A 12,010-nucleotide genomic window follows, 5' to 3' on the forward strand; every position below is an offset into this window, starting at 1 on the left:
CAGAACGACGCAGCCCTTCTGTTTATAGCCGCCTCCCGGCGCTGGCGCCATAAAACCACCGTGCTAGAATGCCGGCCGCATTTGTTTGTGACATCTGCACTGCTTGTCATAAACAGTTGATAGGCATACGAGGGAGCTTGCGCAGCGATGCCAGGGCCTTGAATCGAAGTACGGACCGCTGCGCACCAGGATTTATGAGACTCAAGCCCTTCCCCACCTTCCTTTATCTTCTTTGCCTGCCCGGTTTCGCCGCGGCGGGGGAAAAGACTGTTTACGGCCTCAACGAGTACGCCTCCCTGGACGGCATCGACCTGGAAGTCGCCGCCAAACTCGACACCGGGGCGAAAACCGCTTCCCTGAGTGCCCGTGACATCAAACGTTTCAAACGTAATGGCGAGTCCTGGGTGCGTTTTTACCTGGCGATCGACGCCGCGCACTCACACCCAATCGAACGGCCACTGGCCCGGGTCAGCAAGATCAAGCGCCGGGCCGGCGACTACGACCCGGAAGAAGGCAAGAAGTACACCGCCCGTCCGGTGATCGAGCTGAATATCTGCATGGGTTCGGCCTTACGCAGCATCGAAGTGAACCTAACCGACCGCAGCGCCTTCCAATACCCGCTCCTGATCGGCTCCGAAGCGCTGAAACGCTTCGATGCGCTGGTCGACCCCAGTCTTAAATACGCTGCTGGCAAACCCGCCTGCGCCACCGACGCTCATACCGCAGAGTAATTCCAATGCGCTCTCTTACCCTTCACCTGAAATTCCTGATCGCCATCCTGGTGGTGCTGGGTATTTCAGTCACGGCCTATCAGATCTTCGTGCTCGGCATCCCCGTGACCGAAGATGCCACCGACGACTTGTGGAACATCGACGCCAAAGTCGAGTTCGTCGCCAGTACCAAGGACCCGGTCAAGATCCAGATGTTCGTGCCGCCGCTGAGCCGCGATTACGTCAGCCTCAACGAGAGCTTCATTTCCAATAACTACGGCGTGGCCGTGAACCGTGCCGACGGCAACCGCAAAGTCACCTGGTCGGCACGTCGAGCCAAGGGCAATCAGACCCTTTATTACCGCCTGGTGCTGACCAAGCGTTACACCGGTGAAAAATCCAAGATCAAAGGCCCGACCTTCCGCGACAGCATCGCCGTCGAAGGCGCGGAAAAAGTCGCCGCCGAAGCCCTGCTCGCACCGATCCGCCAGCACTCGGCTGACGTCGAAACCTTCATCGGCGAAGCCATCAAGCGTGTCAACAATCTCAACGACGACAACGTGAAACTGCTGCTGGGCGGCGATCCGTCCCCCGGGCACAAGGCGAAAATCGTCGAATTGGTGCTGTCCATCGCGCACGTGCCAGTAGAAAAGGTCCACACCATTCGTCTGGTGGCCGACCAACCGCAAATGCCGGAACTGTGGTTGCGCAGTTTCAACGGCACCGACTGGCTGTACTTCAACCCGGAAACCGGTGAACAGGGCCTGCCGACCGACCGCCTGCTGTGGTGGACTGGCGACGAAAACCTGATCACCGTCGATGGCGGCAAGAAGGCCAACGTGACCTTCAGCCTGAACAACAGCGAAATGAACGCGATTCGCCTGGCCAAGCTGACCGACGAAAACACCGACGCCAACTTCCTCGAATACTCGCTGTACGGCCTGCCGCTGCAAACCCAGCAGACCTTCATGATCATGGTGATGATCCCGATCGGTGTGCTGGTGATTTTGATCCTGCGCAACCTGATCGGCATTCAGACCCTCGGCACCTTTACTCCGGTGCTGATTGCCCTGGCGTTCCGGGAAACCCAGCTCGGCTTCGGTATCGTGCTGTTTACGATCATCACGGCGTTGGGCCTGTCGCTGCGCTCCTACCTCGAACACTTGAAGCTGCAAATGCTGCCGAGGCTGTCGGTGGTGCTGACTTTCGTGGTGGTGCTGATCGCGGCGATCAGCCTGCTCAGCCATAAACTCGGTCTGGAACGCGGGTTGTCGGTGGCGCTGTTCCCGATGGTGATTCTGACCATGACCATCGAACGCCTGTCGATTACCTGGGAAGAACGCGGCTCCGGCCACGCCATGAAAGTGGCGATCGGTACGCTGTTCGCCGCGTCGCTGGCGCACCTGATCATGAGCGTTCCGGAGCTGGTTTACTTCGTGTTCACTTTCCCGGCGATCCTGTTGATCCTGGTGGGCTTCATGCTGGCGATGGGGCGTTATCGCGGCTACCGCCTGACCGAACTGGTGCGTTTCAAGGCCTTCCTGAAGAAGGCTGACGCCTGATGTTCGGCTTCTGGAAGACCTGGAAGGCCCTGGAAGCCCGGGGCATCATGGGGATCAATCGGCGTAACGCAGACTACGTGCTCAAGTACAACAAGCGCAGTCTGTACCCGATTGTCGATGACAAGATCATCACCAAGGAACGCGCCATCGCCGCCGGCATTCATGTGCCGGAACTGTACGGCGTGATTTCCACCGAGAAAGAAATCGACAACCTCGACGACATCATCGGCGGGCGCAACGACTTCGTGATCAAACCGGCCCAGGGCGCGGGCGGTGACGGCATCATTGTGGTTGCCGACCGGTTCGAGGGGCGCTATCGCACAGTGTCCGGCAAGATCATTGACCATGAGGAGCTCGAGCACCATATCTCCAGCATCCTGACTGGCCTCTACTCCTTGGGCGGTCACCGGGATCGGGCGCTGATCGAGTACCGCGTGACCCCGGACCAGATCTTCAAGAGCATCAGCTATGAAGGCGTGCCGGACATTCGGATCATCGTGCTGATGGGCTATCCGGTGATGGCCATGCTGCGGCTGCCAACCCGCCAGTCCGGCGGCAAGGCCAACCTGCACCAGGGCGCCATCGGCGTCGGCGTGGACTTGGCCACCGGTCTGACCCTGCGCGGCACCTGGCTGAACAACATCATCACCAAACACCCCGACACCACCAACGCAGTGGATGGCGTGCAACTGCCCTACTGGGACGGTTTCATGAAACTTGCCGCGGGCTGCTATGAGCTGTGCGGGCTGGGTTACATCGGTGTCGACATGGTGCTGGACCAGGAGAAAGGGCCGCTGATTCTTGAGCTCAATGCCCGGCCTGGGTTGAACATTCAGATTGCCAATGATTGCGGGCTGACGTTGCGCACGCATGCGGTTGAAGCGCGGTTGGAAGAGTTGAAGGCTCGTGGGGTTGTAGAGACGGTTCAGGAACGGGTTGAGTTTGTTCAGGAAATGTTTGGGCATATTCCTGCGGTTGAAGGCTGACCGGTGGCGAGGGGATTTATCGGAATGCCGCACCACCCCGTTGGACTGCGCAGCAGGCCTGATTTTGGGGCCGCTTCGCTGCCCAACGGGGATAAATCCCCTCACCACAGGTTTTGTGTAGCCGCTGCTGATCGGTCAGTTCCCGACATCCCCTCTAGGAGCAATTCCCCGAGGAGACTACAATCGCCCCCCCGCCTCGATGGCTGATCTGCCCCGCCCATGTTGACCTGTTCCGTACACCCGCTCCCCTATCGCGCCAACCCCGCCGAGTACTTCGCGGCGATTCGTCATGCCCCCGGTGCAGTGCTACTCGACAGTGGCAGGCCGAGTGCCGAGCGTGGTCGTTATGACCTGCTCAGTGCCTGGCCGCTGGAGCAATTAGCGGTACTGCCTGACGAAAGTGGCAGCGATTTCCTGCAACGTCTTCGCGACAATCTGACACGACTCGGTGAAGCGGCTGTTCCTGACGACTTGCCCTTCGCTGGCGGCCTCATCGGTTACCTGAGCTACGACTTCGGTCGGCATCTGGAAAACCTGCCCAGTCAGGCGCAGGACGATCTGCAACTACCCGACGCACGTTTCGGGCTGTATGACTGGGCACTGATCACCGATCACCAACTGAGTACAAGTCAGTTGGTCTTCCACCCGTCGCTGATCGACAGCGAACGTCAGCGCTTGATCGCACTACTCAGTGAGCCTTCAGTTGAAGCGGTCGAGCCTTTCACGTTGAAAGCCCCGATGAAGGCCGACCTGAGCGCTGACGAATATCGCCACGCGCTAGAACGCATTCAGCACTACATCCAGGCCGGCGACTGTTACCAGGTCAACTTCGCCCAACGTTTCCGCGCGCCGTGCCAAGGCGATCCATGGGCCGCGTATTGCGCGCTGCGAACGGCGTGCCCGACGCCATTTTCCGGTTTTCAGAGTCTGCCCGACGGCGGCGCGGTGTTGAGCCTGTCGCCAGAACGTTTCGTCAAAGTCAGCGAACGCCATGTGGAAACCCGCCCGATCAAAGGCACCCGCCCTCGCGGACTGACCGCAGCCGAAGATGCGGCAAACGCCGCCGAACTGCTGGCCAGCCCCAAAGACCGCGCGGAAAACCTGATGATCGTCGACCTGCTGCGCAATGACCTCGGCCGTACTTGCCGTATCGGATCGGTGCGGGTGCCGGAGTTGTTCAGCCTGGAAAGCTACCCGAACGTGCATCACCTGGTGAGCAGCGTAACCGGAGAACTGGCGGATGACCGGGACGCGCTGGACCTGATCGCTGGCAGCTTCCCTGGCGGCTCGATTACCGGTGCGCCGAAAATTCGCGCGATGCAAATCATCGACGAACTGGAGCCGACGCGTCGCGGGTTGTACTGCGGGTCTTTGCTCTATCTGGACGTGCGCGGCGAGATGGACAGCTCCATCGCCATTCGCAGTTTGCTGGTCAAGGATGGGCAGGTGTGTTGCTGGGGCGGTGGCGGAATCGTCGCGGACTCGGAGTGGCAGGCGGAATACCAGGAATCGATTACCAAGGTGAAGGTGTTGCTCGATACCTTGCAGAGCCTTTAGCTTTTGTGGCGAGGGAGCTTGCTCCCGCTGGGGTGCGAAGCGCCCCCAAAAACCTTTGCGACTGCTGCGCAGCCGAGCGGGAGCAAGCTCCCTCTCGCCACAGAATTGGATTTACAGACTCAAAGCTCGATTGGAAGCCTTGATGAACTCCTGCTTCAGCTCTTCAAAGCTGTGCACCGCCGGGAACTGCGGAAACTCGCGAATCACATTGTCCGGCGCATGGAACAGAATCCCCGCATCCGCCTCGCCCAGCATCGTGGTGTCGTTGTAGGAATCCCCCGCCGCGATCACCCGGTAGTAAAGGCTCTTGAAAGCCAAAACCGACTGGCGCTTGGGATCTTTCTGACGCAGCTGATAGCTCGTCACCCGCCCGGAATCGTCAGTAATCAGACGATGGCAGAGCAAGGTCGGAAAGCCCAGTTGACGCATCAATGGCTGGGAGAACTCGTAGAACGTGTCCGACAGAATCACCACCTGAAAGCGCTCACGCAGCCAGTTGACGAACTCGATTGCGCCATCCAGCGGCTTGAGCGTGGCGATCACTTCCTGGATGTCAGCGAGTTTCAAGCCGTGCTCATCTAGGATCCGCAGACGCTGCTTCATCAGCACGTCGTAGTCAGGGATGTCCCGGGTGGTAGCCCTCAGGGATTCGATCCCGGTTTTTTCGGCGAAGGCGATCCAGATTTCCGGGACCAGTACACCTTCAAGATCCAGACAGGCAATTTCCACAAGACACTCCCATTTGTATTGATTATTGAGTCGAGCGAGCAAAAGGACTGCCGAACTCTAGCGACTCAGGCCGGCCGGTGCAACGCAGAGGGCGCGCCAGCAGCTGTAGGTTTTTGTTACCATCAGGGCCATATAGAGCGCCCAGCGCCACCGACCTGTAGGAAGCCGCCCTGATGAGCCCAACGTTCGACGTCGTGGAACTCGCCACGACCTATGCCAACAAATCCGCCCAGGACATCCTGAAACTCGCGTTCGCCGAGTTTGGCGATGACCTGTGGATATCTTTCAGCGGTGCCGAAGACGTGGTGCTGGTGGACATGGCCTGGAAGCTGAACAAGAACGTCAAAGTGTTCAGCCTCGACACTGGCCGCTTGCACCCCGAGACCTACCGCTTCATCGATCAGGTGCGCGAGCACTACAAGATCGACATCGAACTGGTGTCGCCGGACTACACCAAGCTCGAACCTTTCGTGAAGGAAAAGGGCCTGTTCAGTTTCTACAAGGACGGCCATGGCGAATGCTGCGGCATCCGCAAGATCGAGCCGTTACGTCGCAAGCTCTCCAGTGTGACAGCCTGGGCCACCGGTCAGCGTCGGGATCAGAGCCCTGGAACACGCAGCGCCGTCGCCGTGCTGGAAATTGATACCGCGTTTTCCACCCCGGAACGCACCCTGTACAAATTCAACCCGCTGGCGCAAATGACCAGTGAAGAAATCTGGGGTTACATCCGCATGCTGGAGCTGCCGTACAACAGCCTGCACGAACGCGGGTTCATCAGCATCGGCTGCGAGCCCTGCACCCGTCCGGTGTTGCCGAACCAGCACGAGCGCGAAGGTCGTTGGTGGTGGGAAGAAGCGACGCAGAAAGAATGCGGACTGCATGCGGGCAACATCATCAGCAAATCCAAAGCTTAAAAGATCGCAGGCTTCGCCAGCTCCTACAGGGGTGCAATGTACACCTGTAGGAGCTGGCGCAGGCTGCGATCTTTTGATCTTAAAAATGTGTACACACGAATGTCACCATAGGTGCCATTTGTGTGTGCACTTTTCATTTCAGCGCCGCAAAAAGTTACACGCCCCTACCCTGTCTTCCTCAGTCGACCTTTCGTACAAATCCCGCTGAAAAATAAATACCTGTTCAAACAGTCAATTTATATCGCCTTTATTTCAGTCACTTATCGCTTACCGATAACAAAACGAAATTAGCGGCAGAATTCATAGATCACCGACTGGCATGGATCTGGCTTAAGTGCATACATGTTTTGTATACAATCACATCAAAACATACACACACTTTAGATCCGCAAGCCTGAAGCGCCCTATCCCGTACAGGCTGCAGATGCCCCGTAACCAATGATGCTGACTGCCCGCGACGAAGATTTGTCGAGCCAACGCTCATGCACAGTCATCGCGACGCCAAGCTCGGAGCCTGCCGGAATGCGTACTAGCCTCTCCAATAACAACATCGCGCTGGATCTGCCCTCCTTCCAACCCACTTCAACCCCTCACGACCAAACGTTTCAAGAACCCGTCGTACTCAGCCCTCGTCTGCACAACAAGGACCTGGCGCCGACCAAGGCCGAAGGTCGACGCTGGGGCCGCTACAGCATTTTCGCCCTGTGGACCAACGACGTTCACAACATCGCCAATTACTCCTTCGCCATCGGGCTGTATGCCCTCGGACTGGGCGGCTGGCAAATCCTGCTGTCTCTGGGGATCGGTGCGGCGTTGGTGTATAGCTTCATGAACCTCTCCGGTTACATGGGGCAAAAGACCGGCGTGCCGTTTCCTGTCATCAGCCGGATCAGTTTCGGCATTCACGGGGCGCAGATTCCTGCATTGATCCGCGCTGTTATCGCCATTGCCTGGTTCGGGATTCAGACCTACCTGGCCTCGGTGGTCTTTCGTGTACTGCTGACAGCGGTTCATCCAGGTTTCGCTGACTACGACCACAACTCGATCCTCGGTCTATCGAGCCTGGGCTGGGTGTGCTTCGTGGCGATCTGGTTCGTGCAACTGGCGATTCTCGCCTATGGCATGGAAATGGTGCGGCGCTACGAAGCGTTCGCCGGGCCAGTGATTCTGCTGACCGTCGCCGCCCTCGCCGCGTGGATGTACTTTCAGGCCAACGCGACGATCGCTTGGTCGATCCGCGAACCGCTGACCGGCGGCGAGATGTGGCGCAACATCTTTGCCGGTGGTGCGTTGTGGCTGTCGATCTACGGCACGCTGATCCTCAACTTCTGCGACTTCGCCCGTTCTTCGCCGTGCCGCAAGACCATCAAGGTCGGCAATTTCTGGGGCCTGCCGGTGAACATTCTGGTGTTCGCCAGCATCACCGTCCTGCTCTGCGGCGCGCAATTTCAGATCAATGGCCGGATCATCGAAAGCCCGACCGAGATCATCGCCTCGATTCCCAACACCTTCTTTCTGGTGCTCGGTTGCCTGGCGTTCCTGATCGTCACCGTGGCGGTGAACATCATGGCCAACTTCGTCGCCCCGGCCTTCGTACTGAGCAACCTGGCGCCCAAATACCTGACATTCCGGCGCGCCGGCCTGATCAGCGCGACCATCGCGGTGCTGATCCTGCCGTGGAACCTCTACAACAGCCCGCTGGTGATCGTGTATTTCCTGTCCGGCCTCGGCGCCCTGCTCGGCCCGTTGTACGGCGTGATCATGGTCGACTACTGGCTCGTACGAAAAGGTCAGGTCAACGTGCCGCAGTTGTACAGCGAAGACCCCAACGGCGCTTATTACTACAGCCGCGGAGTCAATTTACGCGCTGTCGCGGCGTTCATTCCTGCCGCGCTGATCGCCATCGTCCTGGCGCTGGTACCGGGTTTCGACAGCGTATCGCCCTTCTCCTGGCTGATTGGGGCCGGGATTGCCGGGATGCTCTACCTGATCATCGCCAAACGGCAGCCCCATTACGCAGACGTCAGCGGTGAAGCCATCGCCGTCGATAACGTCAGCCATTAATCCCTTGGCGGCCCGGCACCGTCGGGCCGCAGAACCACCCGCTATAAGGACTTCCCATGCGTATTCTCGTGGTCAACGTCAACACCACCGAGTCCATCACCCAGGCCATCGCGCGTTCGGCTCAGTCCGTGGCCGCGCCGGGCACGGAAATCATCGGCCTGACGCCCTACTTCGGTGCTGACTCCATCGAAGGCAATTTCGAAAGTTACCTGGCCGCCATCGCGGTGATGGACCGGGTGATGTCCTACGACCAACCCTTCGATGCCGTGATTCAGGCCGGTTACGGCGAACACGGCCGTGAAGGGTTGCAGGAATTGCTCAACGTGCCGGTGGTGGACATCACCGATGCGGCGGCCAGCACCGCCATGTTCCTCGGCCATGCCTACTCCGTGGTCACCACGCTGGACCGCACCGTGCCGCTGATCGAGGATCGCCTCAAACTGTCCGGACTCTGGGACCGTTGCGCGTCGGTGCGGGCCAGTGGTTTGGCGGTGCTGGAACTGGAATCCGATCCCGAACGTGCGCTGGAGGCAATTATTCGTCAGGCGGAATTGGCCGTGTTTGAAGACAAGGCCGAGGTGATTTGCCTGGGCTGCGGCGGCATGGCCGGGCTGGATGAACAGATTCGCCGGCGCACCGGGGTTCCGGTGGTGGACGGCGTGACAGCGGCGGTGACGATTGCCGAGTCGTTGGTGCGATTGGGGTTGTCGACGTCCAAAGTGCGGACCTATGCAACGCCGCGGCCGAAGAAAATTATTGGCTGGCCGGGGCGGTTTGGCAGGTAGACCGCGTTATCGTTCATCGCGAGCAGGCTCGCTCCCACATTTGATCTGTGTCGTTCACAAATCCGCTGTGGGAGCGAGCCTGCTCGCGATGGGCGCACCTCGGTCTTGAGGCTGGCTCAAAGAGCACTAAACCGCTGCCCCAACCCCTGCTCCGCAAACTGCTCAATAATAAAATCCACAAATGCCCGGGTCTTTCCCGGCAGCAGTTTGTGTTCAGCGTAATAAATGGAAATGTTGCCGTCGTCGACAAACCAATCCGGCAGCACCCGCTGCAAGGTCCCGGCCTCCAGATAGCCCACGGCAAACGGCATGCTCACCAGCGCAATGCCCAACCCTTGGGCGGCCGTGGCGCAGGCCGCCTCCGAATCGCTCATGGTCATCCGCGTCTTGAGTGTCAGCGGGCTGTGTTGCCGGGTGTGACTGGTCAATTCCCAGGAACGCACACGACCTGTCTGTGGCGATCGAATCAGGATGCCATCGTGATGCTTCAGATCATCGGGCTCGGCAATCACCTCACGCCTCGCAAGGTAGTCAGCTGACGCCACCAACACCCGATGGGCCGGTGTCAGCTTGCGCGCCACCACCCCCTGCGGCAGCTCGAATCCCCCACCAATCGCCGCATCGAAACCCTGAGCGATCAGATCGACCTGACGATTATCGAAATGCCAGTCCGGGTTGATCGCCGGAAAGCGCCGCAGAAACTCCCCGAGCAACGGCACGATGTACAAACGCCCGAACACCGTGCCCATGCTGACCTTCAACGTCCCCGCTGGTAGCCCCTCGGCGCTGGCCAGATTGGCCACGGCATTCTGGATCGTGTGAAGACTGGAACTCACTTCGCCGAGAAACCGATGACCCGCTTCAGTGAGCGTCAGGCTGCGAGTGCTGCGCTGAAACAGCCGCACACCCAGCCGCGCCTCAAGTTTGGCGACGCTCTTGCCCACCGCCGCCGGGGTCAGACTCAGACGGCGCGCGGCTTCGGCGAAGCTGCCGACCTCGGCACTGCGCACAAAGCATTCGATACTGCTGAAGGTTTCCATAAGTGCCACTATAAACTTTTGGTTTATACAGACTATCGCAATTACCGTCTACACAGCCGGTAATCCTGAATCGATACTAGGCTCCATCAACCGAGACATCTCGCCTCGGGACTTTGGAGATCGATATGACTACTCAGAACCTCAGCGGCAAAGTGGCTTTGATTCAAGGCGGATCCCGCGGTATCGGCGCAGCCATTGTCAAACGCCTGGCTGCTGAAGGCGCGACAGTCGCCTTCACCTACGTCAGCTCCACGGCCAAAGCCGAAGAATTGCAAAACAGCATCACCGGCAGCGGCGGCAAAGCCCTCGCTATCAAGGCTGACAGCGCCGACGCCGAGGCCATCCGCAACGCGGTGACCGCCACGGTAAAAGCCTTTGGTCGCCTGGACATTCTGGTCAACAACGCTGGCGTGCTGGCCGTTGCCCCCTTGGAAGACTTCAAACTCGAAGACTTCGACCAGACCCTCGCGATCAACGTGCGCAGCGTATTCATCGCCACCCAGGCCGCTGCCAAACACATGACCGAAGGCGGTCGCATCATCAACATCGGCAGCACCAACGCCGACCGCATGCCTTTCGCCGGTGGCGGCCCGTACGCCATGAGCAAAGCGGCGCTGGTCGGCCTGACCAAAGGCCTGTCCCGCGACCTCGGCCCGCGCGGCATCACCATCAACAACGTGCAGCCGGGCCCGGTCGACACTGACATGAACCCGGCCAGTGGTGACTTCGCCGAAAGCCTGATCCCGTTGATGGCGGTGGGTCGTTACGGCAAAGCGGAAGAAATCGCCAGCTTCGTCGCCTACCTCGTCGGTCCCGAAGCCGGCTACATCACCGGTGCCAGCCTGACCATCGACGGTGGTTTCGGCGCCTGATGTTCTGAATCACGCATAAAAAAACGCCGGCAACCCTGATCAGGTTGCCGGCGTTTTCATGTACGCAGCTTTAAGCCCATTCGAGCGCTGGCAAACCGCAAGCGCTCGGCTTGAACGCTTTCAGCGTACGAAGAATGCCATCGGCGTGTGCGTATTTTTCGTCAGCCATCGCCGCATCCGGGATCGCAATCGCGGTCATTCCGGCCGCTTTCGCCGCCGTGACACCGAACGGCGAATCCTCGAACACCAGGCAATCCTCAGGCGCGACACCCAGGCGCCGCGCCGCCGTGAGGAAGATGTCCGGCGCCGGTTTGGCCGCGCCGACTTCCGGATCATCGGCCGTCACGATGAAATCAAACAGCGCGAACCAGTCGCGATGCAAGGTGGTTTTCTGGCCGAACGACTGACGCGAAGAGCTGGTGCCCACCGCGATAGGAATGTTATTGGCCTTCAGATGTCGAACCAGCTCCTGTGCGCCAGGCATCGCCAGCGCTGTAGGAAAACGCTCGCGCATCAGCGGTTCGCGGATCACCAGGAACTCTTCGGCGGTAATCGGCAGGTCCAGCGCCTCGACCACATAGCGCGCCAGATCACCCGCGCCACGGCCGATGATGTTCTGTTTGACGCTCCAGTCGAAGACCCGACCGTAACGCGCAGCAATCATGGACGTGACCTCGGTGTAAATACCCTCGGTGTCCAGCAACAAGCCGTCCATATCGAAAATCACGGCCTTGATCGGGCCAATTTCATTCAGCGGTGCATTCATCGCATCTGATCCGGTTTCTATGACA

11 protein-coding genes are annotated in these 12,010 nt (G+C 59.3%); 8 read left to right on the forward strand and 3 right to left on the reverse strand.

Features of this window, described 5'->3' with window-relative positions; all coding sequences use genetic code 11:
- Positions 1-194: 194 nt before the first annotated feature.
- The 4 genes from rloA (at position 195) to pabB (ending at position 4,815) form a co-directional block, all read left to right on the forward strand.
- The gene (rloA, locus tag ACA059_RS22480; RefSeq protein ID WP_008146333.1) at positions 195-731 is read left to right on the forward strand and encodes a retropepsin-like aspartic peptidase RloA; all 537 of its coding nucleotides are present in this window, start codon (positions 195-197) and stop codon (positions 729-731) included.
- Between the two features lie 5 nt (positions 732-736).
- Positions 737-2,272 carry an osmotic stress tolerance membrane protein RloB gene (gene rloB, locus ACA059_RS22485; protein ID WP_095128809.1) on the forward strand — a complete coding sequence of 512 codons (1,536 nt, stop codon included), beginning with the start codon at positions 737-739 and terminating at the stop codon, positions 2,270-2,272.
- Positions 2,272-3,258, forward strand: a complete 987-nt coding sequence (locus tag ACA059_RS22490; RefSeq protein WP_497631052.1) for an alpha-L-glutamate ligase-like protein — start codon at positions 2,272-2,274, stop codon at positions 3,256-3,258. The genes rloB and ACA059_RS22490 overlap by 1 nt, the downstream gene beginning before the upstream one ends.
- Before the next feature lie 219 nt (positions 3,259-3,477).
- A complete protein-coding gene (pabB, locus tag ACA059_RS22495; RefSeq protein WP_497631053.1) occupies positions 3,478-4,815 on the forward strand; it encodes an aminodeoxychorismate synthase component I in 1,338 nt (445 codons plus the stop codon).
- Positions 4,816-4,926: 111 nt separating this feature from the next.
- Here pabB and thrH read toward each other — a convergent pair whose 3' ends face one another.
- Complete coding sequence (gene thrH, locus ACA059_RS22500; RefSeq protein ID WP_497631054.1) at positions 4,927-5,544, reverse strand: bifunctional phosphoserine phosphatase/homoserine phosphotransferase ThrH; 618 nt, start codon at positions 5,542-5,544, stop codon at positions 4,927-4,929.
- 173 nt (positions 5,545-5,717) lie between these two features.
- Between thrH and ACA059_RS22505 the strand changes: the two genes are divergently transcribed.
- The 3 genes from ACA059_RS22505 (at position 5,718) to ACA059_RS22515 (ending at position 9,307) form a co-directional block, all read left to right on the forward strand.
- Positions 5,718-6,458 carry a phosphoadenylyl-sulfate reductase gene (locus tag ACA059_RS22505; RefSeq protein ID WP_149420209.1) on the forward strand — a complete coding sequence of 247 codons (741 nt, stop codon included), beginning with the start codon at positions 5,718-5,720 and terminating at the stop codon, positions 6,456-6,458.
- Positions 6,459-6,980: 522 nt separating this feature from the next.
- The gene (locus ACA059_RS22510) at positions 6,981-8,522 is read left to right on the forward strand and encodes an NCS1 family nucleobase:cation symporter-1 (RefSeq protein WP_497631055.1); all 1,542 of its coding nucleotides are present in this window, start codon (positions 6,981-6,983) and stop codon (positions 8,520-8,522) included.
- 56 nt (positions 8,523-8,578) lie between these two features.
- Positions 8,579-9,307 (forward strand): aspartate/glutamate racemase family protein, encoded by a 729-nt coding sequence (locus tag ACA059_RS22515; protein ID WP_497631056.1) that lies wholly within the window; start codon positions 8,579-8,581, stop codon positions 9,305-9,307.
- Positions 9,308-9,423: 116 nt separating this feature from the next.
- Here ACA059_RS22515 and ACA059_RS22520 read toward each other — a convergent pair whose 3' ends face one another.
- Positions 9,424-10,347: a LysR family transcriptional regulator gene (locus tag ACA059_RS22520; protein WP_497631057.1), complete on the reverse strand. Its 924-nt coding sequence runs from the start codon at positions 10,345-10,347 to the stop codon at positions 9,424-9,426.
- 125 nt (positions 10,348-10,472) lie between these two features.
- Here ACA059_RS22520 and ACA059_RS22525 point away from each other — a divergent pair, with 125 nt between their 5' ends.
- Complete coding sequence (locus ACA059_RS22525; protein ID WP_497631058.1) at positions 10,473-11,219, forward strand: 3-oxoacyl-ACP reductase family protein; 747 nt, start codon at positions 10,473-10,475, stop codon at positions 11,217-11,219.
- 70 nt (positions 11,220-11,289) lie between these two features.
- Here ACA059_RS22525 and ACA059_RS22530 read toward each other — a convergent pair whose 3' ends face one another.
- Positions 11,290-11,985 carry an HAD-IA family hydrolase gene (locus tag ACA059_RS22530; protein ID WP_497631059.1) on the reverse strand — a complete coding sequence of 232 codons (696 nt, stop codon included), beginning with the start codon at positions 11,983-11,985 and terminating at the stop codon, positions 11,290-11,292.
- Positions 11,986-12,010: the final 25 nt, after the last annotated feature.

The organism is Pseudomonas sp. LBUM1647, assembly GCF_059716175.1.

Bases quoted from the DNA above. Each gene is read 5' to 3' on its own strand.
- rloA (WP_008146333.1), top strand. From the start codon at position 195: ATGAGACTCAAGCCCTTCCCCACCTTCCTTTATCTTCTTTGCCTGCCC.
- rloB (WP_095128809.1), top strand. From the start codon at position 737: ATGCGCTCTCTTACCCTTCACCTGAAATTCCTGATCGCCATCCTGGTG.
- ACA059_RS22490 (WP_497631052.1), top strand. From the start codon at position 2,272: ATGTTCGGCTTCTGGAAGACCTGGAAGGCCCTGGAAGCCCGGGGCATC.
- pabB (WP_497631053.1), top strand. From the start codon at position 3,478: ATGTTGACCTGTTCCGTACACCCGCTCCCCTATCGCGCCAACCCCGCC.
- ACA059_RS22505 (WP_149420209.1), top strand. From the start codon at position 5,718: ATGAGCCCAACGTTCGACGTCGTGGAACTCGCCACGACCTATGCCAAC.
- ACA059_RS22510 (WP_497631055.1), top strand. From the start codon at position 6,981: ATGCGTACTAGCCTCTCCAATAACAACATCGCGCTGGATCTGCCCTCC.
- ACA059_RS22515 (WP_497631056.1), top strand. From the start codon at position 8,579: ATGCGTATTCTCGTGGTCAACGTCAACACCACCGAGTCCATCACCCAG.
- ACA059_RS22520 (WP_497631057.1), bottom strand. From the start codon at position 10,347: ATGGAAACCTTCAGCAGTATCGAATGCTTTGTGCGCAGTGCCGAGGTC.
- ACA059_RS22525 (WP_497631058.1), top strand. From the start codon at position 10,473: ATGACTACTCAGAACCTCAGCGGCAAAGTGGCTTTGATTCAAGGCGGA.
- ACA059_RS22530 (WP_497631059.1), bottom strand. From the start codon at position 11,985: ATGAATGCACCGCTGAATGAAATTGGCCCGATCAAGGCCGTGATTTTC.